Raw genomic sequence first — 18,504 nt, forward strand, 5'->3', positions numbered from 1 at the left:
TCACACTCCCTGGGATCCGTGGGTGGGTGTGTCGGCGATCGGGATGCCGAAGTCCGGCGTGCCGTCGGCCTTCCAGCCGAGCCGCTGGATACGGGTGTGGCGGTTGGGGTCGTTCAGCGGGTCGCCGACGATCTCCTTGTACTGGCGGGCGTGGTAGACGAGGACGTCGGTGCGGCCGTCCTCGGCGACCGTGAAGCAGTTGTGGCCGGGGCCGTACTGCTTGGTGGTGTCGTTGCTGGTGAAGACCGGGGTCGGGGACTTCGACCAGTTGGCGGGGTTCATGAGGTCGGCGTCGGCGTCGACCGTGAGCAGGCCCATGCAGTAGTTGAAGTCGGTCGCGCTGGCCGAGTACGACATGAACAGGCGGCCGTCGCGCTTGATGACCGAGGGACCCTCGTTGACCTTGAAGCCGATGGTCTCCCAGGCCAACTCCGGTGTGGTGAGCCGTACCTGAGGGCCGGTCAGGGTCAGCGGGCCGGCCATCTTCGACAGCCAGACCGCGGTGTTGTTGTCCATGCCGGGCTCGTGCTGGGCCCAGGCGAGATAGCGGGTGCCGCGGTGGGTGAAGGTGGTCGCGTCGAGGGAGAAGGTCTCCCAGGCCGTCTTCAGTTGTCCACGCTCGACCCACGTGCCCTTGAAGGGGTCGGGGTGGGAGTTCTCCAGGACCCAGATGCGGATCGCCCAGATGTCCTCGGCGGGCGCGGAGGCGAAGTAGATGTACCACTTGCCGTCGATGTGGTGGATCTCCGGCGCCCAGATGTGCGCGCCCATGACCCCGGTCGCGTGCTTGCGCCAGATGACGGCCTCGTCGGCGGTCGCGAGGCCGCGCAGGGTGCGGGATCTGCGCAGGATGATCCGGTCGTACTCGGGGGACGTGGCCGTGAAGTAGTAACGGCGGTCGGTGTGACGGTGGATGTGGGGATCGGCCCGGTTGCGGACGAGCGGGTTGACGTACGGCGCGGCGGCCCCGGCACCCGCCGGTGAGCTCGACGGACCCGCGGCCTGCGCCACGGTCGGCATCGCCGTGAGGGCGCCCGCGGCCAGGGCTCCCTTCAGCAGCAGCCGTCGGTCGGGAATGGGGGACGGATGGTCCTCGCGGCTCATGTGCACACTGCCTCTCGGGAAGTGGGGGGACACAGCAAACACAAAAGGAAACAGAAACGTTCGACATGGTTCGAAATGTCGCACAAGATCTGTCATTCCGAACGCCGAAAAGGTAAGGGCGTGTTACGGCCAGGTCAACGGGTCGGACGGGACGAACACGCGGCGAGGGGGTGTCGAGGCCCGCGATGCGCGAGTGATGCCCGAGGTGACCGTGAAATTTCTGTTATCGGTACCGGTCTTCGTCCGTCTCCTCCACGTGCGCAGCAGCCTCCCCCACAAGACAGCAGCATCCGCCGGAGCCCTCGCGGTGGCAGCCCTCATGCTGGGCGCCCCCACCGCGTCCGCCGCCGGGCCGCGTGACGTGACCGCCGACGTGCGGGCGGGCCGGAACGTGACGCTCGACGGCGACACCGTGGTGACCGTGCCGGCGGGGACGACCACGTACGACGGCGTGTTCAGCGGCACCGGCACGCTCACCGTGCGCGGCACCGGCACGCTGATCCTCACCGAGGACAGCGACTTCACCCTGCCGAAGTCCCGGCAGCGGCAGGCGGTGAGGACCCAGGGAGGCAACCACCCGTACGTCACCGTGACCAACCCTGACCCACCCGCCGTGACCGTGGCGAAGGGCGCCACGCTCCAGTACGGCAACGGCGGCACCACCGGGCTGATCGGCCACTTCCCGTACAACACCCCGGCGTTCCGGCTCAACCAGGACAACATCCGGGTCGACGGCACCCTGCGGCTGTCCCTGAAGAGCGCCTACAACCTGGGCACCATCAGCGGCTCCGGGCTGGTCACCCAGCCGAGGTTCCTCTGGGGCACCTGGGACCTGTCGGGCACGCACCCCTTCTCCGGGGTGATCGACAACGGTACGCAGGTGAACACCGGACGGCCGGAGTACGCCACCTCGCTGCCCAACGTCCGCAAGGTCCTCAACCAGGGCACCTGGACCGTGGACACCCCACTGGGCCAGACGGTCACCCAGCGCATGGACTTCTACCAGCGCGAGTACGGCAGCGACATCAACGTCCAGTCCAGGCCGGGCAGCAAGGTGATCCTCACGGGCCAGTACAGCTGGTCGAACCAGGGCGGCGACACCAACCCCTCGCTCAGCGACCCGGCCCTGAACTGGACGCCCGCGCGCAAGAACGTCAACAAGCGCGGCACCAACATCAAGGGCGCGAACGTCCAGTGGGGCGACGGGACGACGAACAAGATCTTCATGCCGGGCACGGCCGAGACGGTGTACATCAACCTCCTCGCCGCCCGGTCCCGTTCGCTGCTCACCTTCGACTACAACGGGCCCGTGACGCTGGGCGCCCCCATCGGCGGCGGCAGGTTCCACGACACGCTGTCGGCGCCCGGCGCCGGGGACATCGTCATCAAGGGGACGAAGGGCAACGACGTCACCTTCGCCGCCGTCCAGTACTACAACGGCTCGACGACCGTCGAGAAGGGCGCCGTGCTGCGGCTGGGGTCCGGCAAGCGCGGTGGCGACGGCGGGCTCTACACCAAGGGTGACCTCTACAAGGTCGTCAACGACGGTTCGCTCGTGCTGGACAACAGGAGCAGGGCCCTCACGCTGTCCCGGATCAGCGGCAGCGGATCGCTCACCCAGGCCGGGGCCGCGACGACGACGCTCACGGGCGGCACGGTGACGTACACGGGGACGACGACCGTCAAGAAGGGCACGCTGGCACTGCGTTCGGGCGCCACCCTCGCCCGGAGCAGGGCGATCCGCCTCACCTCGGCGGGGGCGAAACTGGACGTGGGCACGGCGGGCCTGCGGGTGACGGCCTCACTGTCCGGCAGGGGCACGGTGAAGGGCTCGGTGACGAACCAGGGCGAGGTCGCGGGCGGCCTCATCGTGACGGGTGGATACACGCAAAGCGCAAAGGGCGAACTGGCGGCGGGTGACCGTCCGTTGACGGTGTCGGGCGGGGTCGCGCTGGGCGGGAGGCTCGACGTGTCGGGCATCGGGAGCGGGCCGCCGAAGAAGATCACCGTGCTCGACCACAAGGGCGGCGCCAGGACCACGGGTACGTTCACCGGCCTGAGGGAAGGGGCCGAGGTGAAGCTCGGCGGCAGCACGTACCGGATCAGCTACCGCGCCGGCGACGGCAACGACGTCGTGCTGACCGCCGCCGCCTCCGCCCGTGCCTCCACGAGCGCCCACGTCGACGCGGCCTCCTCCGAGGCGGCGACGGACACCACGCGCAACGCGAGCGCCGCCGGCGACAGTGGCCTCGGCTGGTGGCCGTACGCGATGGCCGTCGGGCTGCTCAGCGGGCTGGCGGTGCCGGTGGCACGGCGTGGCCGCGGGCGCGGGCGCGGGCGCGGGCGCGGCGGGCGCCGAGGCGGAGGACGGCACGCCGCCCACGGGTGACCCCTGGACCGCGTCGGCCGGCCGGTGGGTGTACGGGGGTCGTCACCGGCCGGTCGGCGCCCGGGGGTTGACCGGGCCCCCGCCGGACGGACCTGGCTGTAGCGTGATCGGGATGACGGCGGAGAGCGGAACGTCGGTCGGTGGCATGGGGAGCGCGGGCGGGGTCTTCCGCCGGGGTGCGACCCTCCGCCGACCGTGCCCCTCGGGGGGGGTGTTTCGCCCCCGCCGCCCCTACCCGTCCCATCCCCAGGGGCTCCGCCCCTTCGACCCCGCACGGGGCTCCGCCCCGGACCCCGCTTCGGGGGCCAGCCCCCGGACCCCCGCTCCTCAAACGCCGGAGGGGCTGGTGTGCCGGGGCTGAGCTCTCCCTCCTGCGGCCTGGAATGTCAGCCGAGGCCGGGCACAACCAGCCCGTCCGGCGTTTGAGGACGAGGCCCTCAGGCCGACAGCAGGGGTCTGGGGGCGCAACCCCCAGGGATGGGACGGGTAGGGGCGGCGGGGGCGAGACCACGCTTCGCGGTCCGCTACGCCACCCCAGGAGACCGCCCACTACTGCATCTCCTCCTGGGCCGGCAGACCGGCGCGACGTTCACGAAGGCGTTGCTGGACTGACCGGCCCTTCGCTCTCTCGCCGTCCCCGCAGCCACACGTACACCGGGATGCCCGCGAACAGGAACAGCACGCCCTGGTAGACCGCCGCGTATCCCGCGCCCGCGATCAGCCAGAAGGAGAAGGCGAAGGACAGCGCGGCGACGATCAGATCGCGGACCAGCCCTGCCGGGCGGACCTGTTCCCGGCTTCCCCTGGCCAGCCAGTACAGCTGGGCGGCGGCCGACAGCAGGTACGGTACGCAGCCGGTGAACGTGGTGATGAGGACGAGGACGCGGAAGGTGGCGTCCGGGCCCGCCGTGTAGTTGAGGGCGATGAGGAGCGAGCCGAGGATGGCGACGGCCCACACGCCGAAGCCGGGCACCCCGCCCTTGCCGAGCCTGGCGAACGGCGCCGGGAAGAGCCCGTCACGGGCGGCCGCGTACGGCATCTGCGCGGCGAGCAGGATCCAGCCGTTGAGGCAGCCGGTGATCGAGGCGACGGCGACCAGCGCGATGGCGGTGCCGCCCCAGGTGCCGCCCGTCATCGCGTTGACGGCGTCGGCGAAGGGCGCGCCGGAGTCGACGAGCTTGTCGTGCGGGACGAGGCCGAAGACGGCGACCGTCCCGAGGACGTACACGAGGGCGGAGGCGAGGGTGCCGAGGACGCCGGCGCGGCCCACGTTGCGTTCGGGGTCGCGGACCTCGCCCGCGCTGACGGCCGCGGACTCGACGCCGAGGAAGCTGTAGAGGAGGAGCGCCGCGGAGGCGGCGACCGCGCCGGTCACGCTCCCACCGGAGGCGTTGAACGGGCCGAAGTTGTCGGTGTCGACGAAGAAGAGGCCGATCGTGGCGACCAGCAGCAGCGGCACGAACTTCAGCACCGTGGACACGATCTGCACCCCGCCGACCCAACGGGTGCCGGCGAAGTTCGCGGCGGCGGGCAGCCAGAGGGCGGCCAGGGCGACGAGCGCTTCGAGGGCGTGGTTGCCGCCCAGCGGTATCAGCACGTCGACGTAGCCGACGACCGCGACGGCGAGCGCGGCGATGCTGACCCAGCACATCGTCCAGTACGACCACGCCGACAGGAACCCCGCGAACTCGCCGAACGCGTCGCGCGGGTACGCGTACAGCCCGCCCGTGACCGGGCTGCGCCGGGCCAGCCGGCCGAAGAGCAGCGCGAGCAGCACCGCGGCCACGGACAGGACGACGAAGGCGAGCAGGCTGACCGTGCCGTACGGGGCGACGGTCGCGGGGAGGGCGAAGATGCCACCACCGATGATGTTGCCCATCACGAGTGCGGTGGCGGTGACGAGGCCGAAGGTGCGGCGGGGACGGGCGGCGGCCGGATCCGGGGTCGCGTCCGGGGTCGGCTCGGGGTTCGGCTCGGGGGTGCCGGCCTCGGTGGTGCTGGGGGTGGTCATGACACTTCCGGGTGGTTCGTGGGGACGTGCGGGGTTGCGCGGGGTGTGGCGTACGGGGTGGGGAGAACGCCGATCGTAACCGGCCGTCCCACATGGTGGGCGATCTGTTCATCAAATGGACACATGCCGGGGACGTGCCTCGCTTCGACTAGCGTCATGACATGACCAGCGACACCACCCGCACCACCCTCGTCGACGCCCTCGCCTCCGGCGGCCCGCTCGTCCTCGACGGCGGCATGTCCAACCAGCTGGAGTCCGCCGGCCACGACCTCAGCGACGAGCTGTGGTCGGCCCGGCTCCTCGCAGAGCGCCCCGAGGCGGTCACCGAGGCCCACCTCGCCTACTACGAGGCGGGCGCCGACGTGGCGATCACCTCCAGCTACCAGGCGACGTTCGAGGGCTTCGCGAAGCGCGGGCTCTCCCGCGAGCGGGTGGCCGAGCTCCTCGGTCTGAGCGTGGAGCTGGCGCGCGAGGCGACCCGGCGGGTCAAGGACACCTCACGCCCCTTGTGGGTGGCCGCGTCTGTCGGCCCGTACGGCGCGATGCTCGCCGACGGCTCCGAGTACCGGGGGCGCTACGGGCTCACCGTCTCCGAGCTGGAGGCCTTCCACCGTCCGCGCCTGGAGGTCCTCGCCGCGGCAGGCCCCGACGTCCTCGCCCTGGAGACCCTCCCCGACGCCGAGGAGGCCGAAGCGCTGCTCCGGGCCGTCCACGGACTGGGCGTGCCCGCGTGGCTGTCGTACACCGTCGCCGGTGACCGCACCCGTGCCGGGCAGCCGCTGGAGGAGGCGTTCGGCCTCGCCGCCGACGTGGACGAGGTCGTCGCCGTCGGTGTGAACTGCTGCGCGCCCGAGGACGTGGACGGTGCCGTCGCCGTGGCCGCCCGGGTGACGGGTAAGCCGGTCGTGGTGTACCCCAACAGCGGGGAGGCATGGGATGCCGGGGCCCGTGGGTGGAGGGGCCGTTCCACCTTCACGCCCGAGCAGGTGACCGGTTGGTCGGGGGCGGGGGCTCGGCTGATCGGCGGGTGCTGCCGGGTGGGGCCGGAGGCGATCACGGGGATCGCGGGGGCGCTGCGCGGGGCGTAAGGGGTTGTTCTCGCCCCCGCCGCCCCTACCCGTCCCATCCCCGGCCGAGCGCCGGCTTCTCAGGGGCGCGGGGAACTGCGCGACCAGCCACCCCCAACCCGCACCAACCCACCCACCCAGGCCATCACGGCCGGCCGACGCCGCCCGAGCGGCGGAAACGCCGGACCGCCGACAGCGCCGCCGTGCTGCGCGGTGGCGAGGCGGGCGACGGGCCGCCGGCCGGAACGGGCGCGCCCTTCGGCGACCTCACGGAATCCGCCTCCCACAGGGCGAGTTCGCGGTCATAGGGCCCGCGCACGACCCGCCCGTCCGGATCGTCGAACACCCGCACAGGATGCGACGCGTCCCAGGCCGGCCACCCCGGATCCCCGTCCACCGCGAACCGCACCCACGCCGAGTGCATCGCGTCGGCGAGCTCCCGCGGGGCACCCTCACCCGCGAGCTTCACCGACGCGGGCACGCCACCGGTGTCGAACACGAACCCCAGCTCCAGCGCGTGACAGGCACCGAGACCGGGCACGTTCGAGGGCCAGGCGAACTCGTAGACGTATGACGGCGCGGCTCCGCCCAGACGCGCGTCCGCGAGCCGGTGCAGCGGGACCCGCAGCAGGTGGTCGGTGACCAGCTGACCGGCGAGCTCGGCGGTCCCGGCGCCGGGGTGGAGTTCGCGGTAGCCGCGGGAGACCTCCGGCCCGCAGTGGCAGCGGGCGCGGGCCCCGGCCAGGGCGACCGCGCCGAGGCGGTCGACGCGGTCGTGGAGCCCGCCCGGGACCAGCCACAGACGGTACTCCTCGCTGGTCCAGCCCATGAGGAGCTCGACGTCATGCCCGGGGCCGTGCGCCGGGCCCTCGTCGAGGAGGGCCTGCAGGGGGTCGCGGGGCACGACGTCGCCGTCGACGACGATGCCGAAGGCGGGGCCGCCGAGCACCGGGCCGCTGAGCCGGCCGACCTCGGCCTGGGCCTCGGCGAGGTCGGCGCGGTCCACCTCGGCGAAGGCGGTGGCGGTCGCGGGGACCTTCAGCCGGGCCGCCATCCGGCGGACCATGCGCCGCGCCTTGTCGCGGTCGACGGCCTCCGGCGGCCCGCTCTGCAGGACGGCCCGCCGGAAGAGCCCCCGGGCGCGGGGACTGGCGATCAGCGCGCCGATGCTGATGGCTCCGGCGGACTGGCCGAAGACGGTCACGCGGTCCGGGTCGCCGCCGAACCCCGCGATGGCGTCCCGCACCCATTCCAGCGCGGCGAGCTGGTCGCGCAGGCCGGGGTTGGCCGGGGCGTCGGGGAACAGGCCGTAGCCCTCCACACCCAGCCGGTAGTTGATCGAGACGAGGACGACGCCGTCCCGGGCGAAGGCGTGTCCGTCGTAGACGGGGACGGCGGACGAGCCTCGGGTGAGGGCACCGCCGTGGATCCACACCATCACCGGGAGCCGGGCCCCTCGGCCCGGCTCCGGCGTCCACACATTGAGGTTGAGGCAGTCGTCGCCGGGCACGACCGGATCGGACAGGAGCCGCGCGAACGCTTCGGAGTACGGCGGCTTCGGCGGGGTCGGCCCGAAGACGCCCGCGTCGCGCACGCCCTCCCAGGGCTCGGGCGGCACGGGCGGCCGGAACCGGTGGGGGCCGACGGGCGGCGCGGCGTACGGGATGCCCCGGAAGACCGCGATCCCGTGTTCGTACCGGCCGCGTACGTCCCCGTACGGCGTCCTGACCACTGGCGCTGTCGGGGCTTCCGTCCCCGCCGTCCCTGCCGCCATGCGCCCACCAGCTCCTCGCGCTCGTGAACAGTCGCTCAGGTCAGAGCATCGCACCACCTCCGGTTATTCCGGGCGGACGCCGCTGCGGGGCGGCTATTTGGCGTACATGAGGGTGCCGAAGCCCAGCTGGTCGTAGCCGCCGCTGGTGGAGCCGTAGTCGCCGCCACCGCCCTCGGGTGCGACGAGGTCGTAGTACATCTGCGAGATGTACTTGTCGTCCAGGAACAGACGCCGGTTGTAGTGGAAGTGGAGCATGGCCCACACGGGACGGACCTGGCCGCGGGAGCCCGAGCCGATCACCGTCTGCGACTGCTGGGAGCAGTTCGTGCCGCTGCCCCAGGTGTAGGTGGTGTAGGGCACGTCCAGGCCCAGGTTGTACTTGGCGACGTACTGGGCGCCCTTCATGAACCGTCTGCCGTCGTACGAGTACAGGTCGTCACCCTGGTTCCAGGCCATCTCGCAGACCGCGCCCATCTGGCCCATGCCCATGACGGTGTGGCCCTGGTCGCGGCCGGACTCCTGCCACTGGCCGAGGTCGTAGCCCTCGACGTTCGAGTACAGGAACGGCACCGCGTGCTGGATGGAGCCGTTGCCGGCGCCGGTCTTGAAGTAGTTGACGGCCTGGTCGTACTTCGCGGCGTTGTCGGTGAGGATCCCGATGGCCATGACCGAGGCCATGTTGCACAGGTCCCAGTTGGCCCAGTAGTTGGTGATGCAGGCACCGTTGTGCTGGGTGAGGAACTGGTTGTTGAGCGGGTAGAAGACGTTGACCATCATCTGCTGGAACTTGGCCAGGTCGAACCCCGCGTAGCCGCGCATGAGTTCGGCGGCCTGGCAGAACTCCCAGCCGTAGATCCCGGCGGCGAGGAAGCGGTCGGCGTTGCCCTGGACGGAGGTCAGGGTGTTCGCCCAGGCGTTGAGGATGCGGACCGCGCAGTCCGCGTTGGCGCTGGTGCCGCCGACGACCCAGCGCAGGGCGTTCTGGTAGGCGGCCGCGATGTCGTTGTAGAGGATGCCGTAGTTCTCGGGGGTGCCCGATCCGCGGTAGACGGTGGCCTGCGGGTTGGGCGTCCAGGTGGACTGGGAGTGGGAGTTGGCGACCAGCTTGTTCCAGCCGGACAGCCAGGGGTCGGTGCCCGCGGCGACCCGGACCTTGGCGCGGTTGATGTCACCGGCGTTGTGCAGCATGCCGGGGTGGGTGAAGGTCGCCGGGGCGGCGTCCGCGGTGGTGGCGGTGGCGGCGAGGGCCGTGGAGCCCAGGGCGACGGCGGCGGTGAGGCCGCCGGCGGTCTTCAGCAGACCGCGGCGGCTCACCTCGCCGCTGTGGAGGTGCTCGTGGGGGGAAATGCGGCTCATTGCGTGCAGCTCCAATCAAGGATGGACCTACGTGGGGGTGACGCTCACCTCGCTGAATCGCGTGGTGCCGAGGGCCAGGGGGCTGCGGGAGCAGACCACGAGGCCCACGTAGTAGGGGGCGTCGCCGAAGCCGGGGATGTCTCCCGCGGCGAGGGGGGTCCAGCTGACGCCGTCATCGGTGGAGAACGCCGCGGTGAAGGTGGTGCCGGTGCGCTTCAGCCGCAGCAGGGTGGGCAGGGTGACCGTGCCGCTGCCGGAGAAGGCGGAGGCACCGGCCACGGTCTTGCGCAGCATGAGCTGCGCGGTGGTACCGCCGGTCACGACGGCCCCGGCGGCCTGGTCGAACGGTGACAGGGACTTGGCCATGAGCAGCCCGACCCGGTCGCCGCTCGCGCCCTCGCGGGAGACGAGCCGCGCGGTGACCTCGCAGTCACCGGTGACCGGCTTGCGGACGAACTGCCCTGTCATTCCCTGGCCGTTGACGTTCAGGTCGACCCCGGCGCCCCGGACGACGAAGGTCCCGTCGTCGTAGGCCGTGCTGCCCGGGGTCCTGATCGCGACCACGCCGAACGTCCCGAAGGGCCGGTCGTCGAGGACCACGTCACCGAGGTCGCCGTACGTCCACGGGTCGGGCGGTGGAGTGCCGACCGTGAGCTTGAGCGTGCCGGTGCCGTCACCGGCGGCGTTGCCCGCGCCGGTGGCGACGGTGAACTCGCCGGTCTCGGTGGGGGTTCCGCAGACGTAGCCGGTGCGCTTGTCGAGGCGCAGACCGTCCGGGAGGCCGTCGGCGGTGAACCGCACGGGCTCGTGCGAGGCCCGCAGCACGTGCCGGAAGGCGACGCCCTTGTTGGCGAACGCGGTGGTCGCGGAGGTGAGTTGCGGCACCAAGGGGGTCGGCATCGGCGCGGAGGCCGGCTCCGACAAGGGGCCGCGTCCGCCGCCGTTCGACTTGGCGACGACGTAGTGGTACGTCGTGCCGGGCGTGCCCGTGGCGTCCGCGTACGTGATGCGGGCGCCGAACCCGACCGGGCCGACGCCGGTCGCGACCGTCTGGAAGGGGCCGTCCGCGTCGGTGGCCCGCAGCACCTTGTACCGGGCGGAGAGGTCCGGGTCGGTCCAGGACAGCTCCACGGCGTCCGCGCCTGCCCTCGCCCGCAGGTCGGTGGCGGTGCGCCGGGGGCGCGGGGTGCTCCACACCTCGCCGGTGGCCGACGACGTCACGGTGACGCAGTCGAAGGCGCCGCTGCCGGTCTCGGCGTAGTCCTCGTCGACGCCCAGGCAGGAGGTGAGGGCGAGCCCGGCGTACGCGGTGCGCCCGAGGTCGACCTCGGTGGAGCCGACCTCGGTCCAGCGGACGCCGTCCGGGGAGATGGCGCCGGTGCAGCGCCGGCCCTTGCGGGTGACGCGCACCCAGTACGGCATGCGCAGCCGGTAGCCGTCGCCCGCGCCCTCGACGTACGGGGCCTCAAGAGGTGTCGCCGACTCGGGCAGTTCCCCGAGGTTGGAGATCGGGAACGACGCGCTGGTGGTGATGGCCGCCTGCTGGCTGGGCGGGACGGGGGTGCTGCCGGTGGCGGAGACCGGCGCCCCGGCCTTCGGGCGTACGGTCCACACGCCGCTCCACGTGTGCAGCGGCAGCCCCTGGATCAGCATCGACGCGTGCGCGGCGTCCGCGTCGAGGGAGTCGCGGAGGGTGACGCCGATCTTGGAGTACTGCGAGCTGAGCGGGAACACGACGCGCGCGGTGACGGAGCCGTCGCCGGGCAGCGGCAGGTGCGCCACGCGGTAGGCGTCGGCGGTGCCGCCCGCCTCCAGCACGAACCGCTCTCCGTCGAAGAGGGCGGATCCGGGGCGGCCGACGTCCCCGACGTCCCGGGTCGCCCAGGGCTCGGGGAGGCCCGCGGTGGCGGCCACCCATCCCGAATCGGCGCTCTTCCCCTGGGAGTTGGAGGCGGTGACCTTGTAGTAGTAGGTCCGTCCGGTGTGTGCGTCGGTGTCGGTGTACGTGGTCTTGTCGATGCCGGAGGCGATCTCCTCGTACGAGCCGTTCGAGCCATTCGAGCCGTCCGGGCTGGTGGCCCGCTGGACGGTGTACTCGCTCGCCCACGCGGACGGCAGCCAGCTGACGGTGACGGCCTTGTCCTCCCCCACCGCCGTGACGCCGGTCGGCGCCGTGGGCACGGTCGGCGAGGATGCCTTGGTGCCGGCGTAGGCGAAGGTGCCGAAGCTCGGCAGGTCGTCGTTGCTGCCCTCGACGACGCGGGCGCCGCCGGTGCCGCGGAAGACGGCGGCCTTCGTGTACGGGGTGTCGAGGCCGCGCACTCCGGCGTAGTGGGCGTAGTACATCTCGTAGATCGGGGGCAGGTTGCCGCGTGCGGTCGCCGAGACGGTCTTCTTGATGTACTTGCCGGTGCGGTCGAGGTCGGGGGTGAAGGGGACGTCGCCGCCGAGGTTGTAGCGGGCGGCGTACTCGGCGTTGGCGAGGATGCGGTTGTCGTCGAAGCCCCACAGGTCGACGCCCTGGTTCCAGGCGACCTGCGCCGCGTCGCCCATCAGGCCGACGGCGAGCTGTTCGTGGCCCTGGTCGCGGCCGGACTCCTGGCCCTGGCCGGCGTCGGTGACGACGCGGTTGCGGACGCTGCCGTTGCCCGCGCCCGCGGCGGCGAACCTCAGGGCGTCCTCGAAGAGCGCGGGCTCCTCGCAGAACACGCCGATGGCGAGGATGCTCTGAATGGACGTCAGGTCCCAGTTGCCGTTGGCGTAGAGCATGTAGCCGGACACGGCCGGATACCAGACGTCCAGGAAGGACCGCTCGCAGCGCGCGATGTCGGAGTCCGTCCAGCCGTCGTAGCCGCTGTGGCGCAGCAGTTCGGCCGCGTTGACGAACTTGAACGCCTGGAGGCCCGCGCCCAGCGGTCCGTCGGCGCCGGTGATCGCGGTGAGCGACGCCGACCAGGCGTTGAGGATGTCGCGGGCCTTGTCGGCGTTGGCGCGGTTGCCGGTGACGCACCACATCAGCGCGTTCTGGTAGGCGGCGGCCGAGTCGGCGACGGCTTGGTTCTGGAAGTTGGTGGGGCCGCGGCCCCAGGAGGTGATCTGGCCGGTGTTCTGGATCGCGTACGTGGACTTCGACCGGGCGTGGGCGGCGAACGTGAGGTAGCCGTCGTAGACCGGGGACTCCTGCGCGGCGACCGTGGCCTTCATCCGGTCCAGGTCCTCCTGGGAGTGCAGGAGGCCGGGGTGTCTGAACGTGAACGCCGCTTCGGCGGCCGTCTGGGCCCAGGCGGCCGTGGCGGAGGCGGACAGCAGTCCGCCCGCGGCCACGGCCGTGAGCCCCGCGGCGCCGAGGAACGACCGTCGGCTGAGGGATTGCACGGGTGTCTCCTGGTTGTTCAGTGGTGCCGCGTCACGCGTGCTCGATGGTGAGCGTGACGTCCTGGGTCGCGGTGCCCACGCTGTTGGTGGCCGAGACGGTGACGGTGAAGGTGCCGACGTTGTCCCGGGCGGTGCCGGAGATCAGACCGGTGTCGGTGTCGATGTCCAGGCCCTTCGGCAGCCCGTCGGCGTTGAACTTCGTCGGCAGCGCGCTTGCCGTGATGAGGTGGTTGAAGACCTGGTTCTTGGTGGCGGTGGCCGCGTCCGGGCTGGTGATCCTGGGCGCGTCGCCGGCGGTGGCCTCGGTGGAGTTCAGCCACCGCGCGTTCAGCACGTGCTCGTTGGCGTACGCGGGCATCATGTCGGTGAACGTGTACCAGCCGGGCTTCTTCATCCCGTTGCCGATGAACTTGCCGTTGATGACGAGGTTCTGGAACGTGACGTTGTTGATGGCGTGGTCCGCGTCGTAGCCCACCATGATCGACGGGTTGGCGTGCGTGCCGGTGTACGTCATGTTCCGGATGAAGACCCCGTCGATGCCCCGTCCGACGGAGGTGTTGTAGCTCTTGTTGAACATGACCCGCATGTTGATCAGCTGGCCCCAGCGGAAGTCGTCCACCCGGATGTCCTGGGCGCGGACGTTCTTCACCAGGTTGCTGTCGCCCGGGTTGAGCGCGATGCAGCCCTGGTAGTTCATCTGCGGTTCGCGGTGGTCGAGGATGTCGATGTTGCTGAAGACGAGGTTCTCGATGGTCTCCGGGTTGTCGGTGTTGCCGTGCGTGCCGACGTTGATCGGGTGCGCGACGTCCGCCCAGAGGGTGGAGTCGCGGACGGTGATGTTGCGGCAGTCGCCGTAGTAGTCCCAGCGGTGGGCGTAGATGGCGATGCAGTCGTCGGCGTTGCGCATGTAGACGCGGTCGATCAGGACGTCCTCGCTGCAGAAGATGTCGATGCCGTCGCCCCACTGGCCGTGGCTGTAGGAGTGGAAGTCACGGATGGTGACCTGCTTCGACTGGCCGACGGTGATCGCGTAGCCGCTGCTCGGGTTGAGCACCATGACCCCGTCGACTTCGATGTTCCTGGAGTACTCGATGAGCACGCCGTTCGCCGAGTTGTAGATCACACCTCGGCCGCGCACTCGGGAGTTCTCGACCTCGTGGAACTCCACCCGGGACGTCAGCACGGCGCCGCCGGCCAGGTAGACCGTCTTGCCGCTGGGCACCTTCACCACGCCGTCGGTGGTCTTGTGCAGGCCCGGGCCGAAGTAGATGACGTCCTCGTCGTCGGGGTCGGGGACGTGCGTCTCGATCGGGTTGGCGTGCAGCTGGAGGTTGTTGAAGATGTCGCCGTCGACCTCGATGGAGAGGTTGCGCGGCTCGGTGAGGGTGAAGCTCACCGTGGCGCCGTCCACCGTGAAGTCGACGTCGTACGACGTGGGGCGTATCCGCGCGGTGCCGATGATGCCCTTGGCGGAGGTGACGGCCACCTCGACGGTGCCCTTGAAGTCGAACATGGCGACGGAGGAGTTGAAGACCGGACCGCTGCCCGTGTTCGCGTCGATCTGCTTCGCCCTGGCGCGGTAGACGGGCACCGTCTGCCAGTCGCCGCCCGCGACGCGGGCCTTGACGGAGTAGCTGGAGTTGGTCGGGACACCGCTGGGGATGGGGTACACCACCAGCTTGTTGTCCGAGGCGGGTGTGTCGTCGGCTCTCGCGGTGCCGGCCGTGGCGCCGATCAGCGAGTAGGCGGCGACGGTGGCACCCGCGGCCTGGATGAGGGTGCGCCGGGACAGGCCGGTGTTCTGGGTGTCGTTCATGGAGCAGTTCCTTCAATACGGGGAGAGATGAGAGATACGACCGATACGAGAGGTACAAGCGGCACAAGCGGTACGAGTGATACGGCGGAGGTCACTTGAGACCGGAGGTGGACATCCCGGCGACGAAACCGCGCTGGGCGATCAGGAAGATCAGCAGGATCGGGACGACGTACATCACGGAGGCCGCGGCCTGGAGTTCGGGTACGGGCTGTCCGGCCGGGGTGTTGTAGGCGGACATCACGGCGACGGCCAGTGTGGAGCGGTCGCTGGAGAGCAGCAGTTGCGGGGCGATGTAGTCGCCCCAGGTCCAGGTGAACGCGATCACGAAACTGGCGCTGAGCACCGGCCAGGACTGCGGCAGGAAGATCCGCCAGAAGATCGTGGCGTAGCCGCAGCCGTCGACGATCGCCGCCTCCTCCAGTTCGCGCGGCAGCCCGGCGAAGAACTGCCGGAAGAGGAAGACCAGGTACGGGGCGGCGGACAGCCCCCACAGCACCCACGGCCAGTAGGTGTCGACCATGCCGAGCTTCGCGAAGATCAGGTAGGTCGGCAGCAGCGTGATCATCTGCGGCAGCATCATCGAGCCGAGCAGGACGCCGAAGAGCCACTTCTTGCCGGGCGCGGTCAGCCGGGCGAACCCGTAGCCGACCCAGGCCGAGCTGAGGGTGACCAGGGTGGCGTAGATGAGGGCGATGATCAGGGAGTTGCGGGCGTAGCCGAGGAAGTCGATCTGGCTGAAGGCGTCCGCGAAGTTGTGCCACTGGAAGTGCTCGGGCAGCCAGCGGACCGGCGAGGAGGCGAGTTCGGCCTGGGTCTTGAGGCCCGAGATGACCAACCAGCCGAAGGGACCGAGGAACAGCCCGGTGATCACGACGAGGACGGTGTAGAGGACGAGGCGGTTGACCCGCACCTTCACGCGCGCCGAAGACGCCGAGGACGCGGAGGACTGGGGGGAAAGGCTGCCGGCACTCACTTCTTCGCCTCCGGGTCGACGTTGTAGAACACCGCGCCGGACGTGAACCTGAAGATGAGGCCGGTCGCGACGAGGATCAGGACGAAGAGCACCCACAGCAGCGCGGAGGCGTAGCCGTACCGGCCGATCGCGAAGTACTGCGCGAACACGTGCATCATGTAGAGGTAGTTGGACTGCGGGACCAGGGTGACGCCGGCCGTGGTGCCGTCGGGGGCGAGCAGCAGCGGCATGATGGTCTGCACCGAGGCGATGACGCCGGTGACCGTCTGGAAGAGCAGCACGGGTGAGAGCAGCGGCACGGTGATGCTGCGGAAGGTCCGCCAGGCGCTCGCGCCGTCGACACGGGCCGCCTCGTGCAGTTCGCGGGGCACGTCCTGGAGTCCCGCCAGCGAGATGATCATGATGTTCCCGGCGGTCCACAGCACCGTCATCAGCAGGACGTAACGGGCGTAGGGGTCGGCCAGCCAGCCGAGCGCGTCGATGCCGAAGAGGTTCAGCACCCCGTTCGCGGCGCCGGAGTTCTGGTCGAAGAGCTGCTTGAACGCGAGTCCCGCGCCCACCGGCGGCACCACGGCCGGGAGGTAGAGCAGGGTACGGAACAGTCCGCGTGCCTTGAGCGGCCGGTTGACCAGCACCGCGAGAGCGAGCCCCGCGATGATCGACAGCGGCACGGAGGTCGCCGCGAACAGCCCGGCGCGCCCCAGGGAGTCCCAGGTGGCCGGGTCGGACAGCAGCTCGCGGTAGTTGTCGAGCCCGACGAAGCGCCAGTGGGGCGAGAGGCCGTCGAAGGTGGTGAAGCTGAGCCACAGCGCGTACGCCATGGGCAGGACGGTCAGCAGCAGGAACCCGATGATCCAGGGCGAGGTGAACATGTAGAACGCACGGTGCCTGCGCGCGGTCATCGAGGTCCTCGGCCGGTCCGCGGCACGGGACGCGCCGGCTGTCCCCGCGGGTTCCGGCCGCTCGGCCACGGCGGCGATCTGCCCGGTTGTCGTCATCCGACCTGCTCCTTCCCGCGCGCCAACTGCTCGTTCATGGCGGAGTTGAGGCGTCCGGCGAGGGTGTCGACGGAGATCCCGCCCGTCATCGCGGCCGGGGCGATCTGGTTGAAGAGGGCGTCGAGCGCGTCGGCGCTGGCGTACGGCGTGAAGGAGATCACCGAGAAGTGCTTGAGCTCGGCGTTCTGCACCTTGAGCTCCCGCTTCTGGTAGTCCTCCTGGGCGGGCATCATCGGGCGCAGCGACTTCAGGGTCGGGATGCCCCAGCCGCCGGACGCGCGCGCCTTGGCCGGCCCCTCGCCGAAGAACCACTCGAAGACCCGCCAGGCGGCGTCCTTGTTCCGCGCCTTCTTCGGCATCCACAGGCCGGTGCCGCCCTGGCAGGGACTGATGCGCGGGCCGCCCTCGAAGACCGGGGCGGGGGCGAGGCGGGACACCTTCGCCAGCTTCTTGTCGGTGTTGATCATGCCGCCGAGCCAGTAGCCCGAGTTCGACATGGCCATCCGGTTCGCCTGGTAGGTGGGTCCGTCCCAGGCGTTGGGGTCGGGCTGGATGGCGCTCGGCCCGACCTTGGTCCTGCAGTAGTCGATGTACCAGCCGAGCGCCTTGCGGGCCTCGGGGGCGGTGAAGTCGACGCGGGTGAAGTCGTCGGTGAAGAGGTTGCCTCCGGCCGCCGCCGTGAGGCTCGCGAGGAGGCTCGACTTCATCAGGCCGTTGTAGCTGCCGCCGAAGACTGTGGTCTGGCCGTTCTTTCGCCGGGTGAGGCGCCTTGCCTTATCCAGCCACTCCTCGTAGGTGACCGGCTCGGTCTCCGGCGGGTGGTCGACACCGGCCTTGTCGAAGAGCGAGGTGTTGTACCAGTACATGTTGTCCTGGGAGAAGTCCTTCGCCATGCCGTACTGCGGCCCCTTGCCCTGGGTGCTGCCGTCGTAGCGCCACAGCGCGTTGACCGGGTCCAGGTCGGCGGGCCTGAGGACGGTGCTCCTGGCGAAGTACGGGTCCAGGTCCTCCATCAGGTCCCGCGCCGCGAAGTAGGGGGCGTCGATGGCGCCGACCCCGCGCACCAGGTCGGGCGGGTTGCCGGTGGTCATCATCGCGATCAGCTTGGTGATGTCGTACTTCACCAGGACGATCTTGATGCCGAGGTCCTTCCGGGCCTGCTTGACGTCGTCCGGCGTGATCTCCCCGCCCTTGACCATCACGGTGACGGTCTCGCCGGAACCACTGACCCCGCTGGACACCTGCAAGGCGCATCCGCTCAGCGCTCCCACACCGGCCACGGCTCCGCCGGCCGACATCGCGAGGAATCGGCGGCGGCTGGGGGGAGCGCCGGAGTGGGAGCGCATGAACGCCTCACCTTCTTGAGGAACCATGGGGGGAACGCCATGGGGGGGGAACGCTGCTCGGCGGTGTCGGTAACAGGTAGGAACCGGTTGCTACACCCGAGTGGCCAGAGCTTCTTCCTGTCCGGAAAGCGCGTCAAGGGTCTGAGCGGACTTTCGAAAAGTCCCGTTGACCTCGCGTCTGCGTCTGCCGGGTCCTGCCGGGAGGCGACTGCGGGTACGTCGTGGCTGGTCGCGCAGTTCCCCGCGCCCCTTAACAGCCTGGGGTGCGCCCGTGTCTTTCAGGGGCGCGGGGAAC

The 18,504-nt window shown here is 70.6% G+C and carries 11 protein-coding genes; 2 read left to right on the top strand and 9 right to left on the bottom strand.

The window, feature by feature from the left end:
* Positions 1-1,104 (bottom strand): glycoside hydrolase family 43 protein, encoded by a 1,104-nt coding sequence (locus AB0959_RS49255; RefSeq protein WP_366833516.1) that lies wholly within the window; start codon positions 1,102-1,104, stop codon positions 1-3.
* 319 nt (positions 1,105-1,423) lie between these two features.
* On the opposite strand from AB0959_RS49255, the gene AB0959_RS49260 reads away from it, so the two are divergent.
* Positions 1,424-3,493: an autotransporter gene (locus AB0959_RS49260; RefSeq protein WP_366833527.1), complete on the top strand. Its 2,070-nt coding sequence runs from the start codon at positions 1,424-1,426 to the stop codon at positions 3,491-3,493.
* A 589-nt stretch (positions 3,494-4,082) separates the two neighbouring features.
* On the opposite strand, the gene AB0959_RS49265 is transcribed toward AB0959_RS49260, so the two are convergent.
* Positions 4,083-5,504, bottom strand: coding sequence for an amino acid permease (locus AB0959_RS49265; RefSeq protein ID WP_366833517.1), 1,422 nt, complete (start codon positions 5,502-5,504; stop codon positions 4,083-4,085).
* Positions 5,505-5,665: 161 nt separating this feature from the next.
* Here AB0959_RS49265 and mmuM point away from each other — a divergent pair, with 161 nt between their 5' ends.
* Entirely contained in the window at positions 5,666-6,592 is a 927-nt protein-coding gene (gene mmuM, locus AB0959_RS49270; RefSeq protein ID WP_366833518.1) for a homocysteine S-methyltransferase, read from the top strand.
* A 124-nt stretch (positions 6,593-6,716) separates the two neighbouring features.
* Here mmuM and AB0959_RS49275 read toward each other — a convergent pair whose 3' ends face one another.
* The 7 genes from AB0959_RS49275 to AB0959_RS49305 form a co-directional block, all read right to left on the bottom strand.
* Positions 6,717-8,345, bottom strand: a complete 1,629-nt coding sequence (locus AB0959_RS49275) for a carboxylesterase family protein (protein ID WP_366833519.1) — start codon at positions 8,343-8,345, stop codon at positions 6,717-6,719.
* A 93-nt stretch (positions 8,346-8,438) separates the two neighbouring features.
* On the bottom strand, positions 8,439-9,701 hold the full coding sequence (locus AB0959_RS49280) for an alginate lyase family protein (RefSeq protein ID WP_366833520.1): 1,263 nt from the start codon (positions 9,699-9,701) through the stop codon (positions 8,439-8,441).
* Between the two features lie 27 nt (positions 9,702-9,728).
* Positions 9,729-13,076: an alginate lyase family protein gene (locus tag AB0959_RS49285; RefSeq protein ID WP_366833521.1), complete on the bottom strand. Its 3,348-nt coding sequence runs from the start codon at positions 13,074-13,076 to the stop codon at positions 9,729-9,731.
* Between the two features lie 31 nt (positions 13,077-13,107).
* A complete protein-coding gene (locus AB0959_RS49290) occupies positions 13,108-14,892 on the bottom strand; it encodes a putative Ig domain-containing protein (protein ID WP_366833522.1) in 1,785 nt (594 codons plus the stop codon).
* A 91-nt stretch (positions 14,893-14,983) separates the two neighbouring features.
* A complete protein-coding gene (locus tag AB0959_RS49295) occupies positions 14,984-15,865 on the bottom strand; it encodes a carbohydrate ABC transporter permease (RefSeq protein ID WP_366833523.1) in 882 nt (293 codons plus the stop codon).
* The gene (locus AB0959_RS49300) at positions 15,862-16,863 is read right to left on the bottom strand and encodes a sugar ABC transporter permease (protein WP_366833524.1); all 1,002 of its coding nucleotides are present in this window, start codon (positions 16,861-16,863) and stop codon (positions 15,862-15,864) included. Before AB0959_RS49300 ends, AB0959_RS49295 begins: the two co-directional genes overlap by 4 nt.
* Positions 16,860-18,209, bottom strand: a complete 1,350-nt coding sequence (locus AB0959_RS49305) for an extracellular solute-binding protein (RefSeq protein ID WP_366833525.1) — start codon at positions 18,207-18,209, stop codon at positions 16,860-16,862. Before AB0959_RS49305 ends, AB0959_RS49300 begins: the two co-directional genes overlap by 4 nt.
* Positions 18,210-18,504: the final 295 nt, after the last annotated feature.

Origin of the sequence: Streptomyces sp. NPDC046862, assembly GCF_040704615.1 — a bacterium.
Classification (GTDB): Bacteria; Actinomycetota; Actinomycetes; order Streptomycetales; family Streptomycetaceae; genus Streptomyces.

Bases quoted from the DNA above. Each gene is read 5' to 3' on its own strand.
- AB0959_RS49255 (WP_366833516.1), bottom strand. From the start codon at position 1,104: ATGAGCCGCGAGGACCATCCGTCCCCCATTCCCGACCGACGGCTGCTG.
- AB0959_RS49260 (WP_366833527.1), top strand. From the start codon at position 1,424: ATGCTGGGCGCCCCCACCGCGTCCGCCGCCGGGCCGCGTGACGTGACC.
- AB0959_RS49265 (WP_366833517.1), bottom strand. From the start codon at position 5,504: ATGACCACCCCCAGCACCACCGAGGCCGGCACCCCCGAGCCGAACCCC.
- mmuM (WP_366833518.1), top strand. From the start codon at position 5,666: ATGACCAGCGACACCACCCGCACCACCCTCGTCGACGCCCTCGCCTCC.
- AB0959_RS49275 (WP_366833519.1), bottom strand. From the start codon at position 8,345: ATGGCGGCAGGGACGGCGGGGACGGAAGCCCCGACAGCGCCAGTGGTC.
- AB0959_RS49280 (WP_366833520.1), bottom strand. From the start codon at position 9,701: ATGAGCCGCATTTCCCCCCACGAGCACCTCCACAGCGGCGAGGTGAGC.
- AB0959_RS49290 (WP_366833522.1), bottom strand. From the start codon at position 14,892: ATGAACGACACCCAGAACACCGGCCTGTCCCGGCGCACCCTCATCCAG.
- AB0959_RS49300 (WP_366833524.1), bottom strand. From the start codon at position 16,863: ATGACGACAACCGGGCAGATCGCCGCCGTGGCCGAGCGGCCGGAACCC.
- AB0959_RS49305 (WP_366833525.1), bottom strand. From the start codon at position 18,209: ATGCGCTCCCACTCCGGCGCTCCCCCCAGCCGCCGCCGATTCCTCGCG.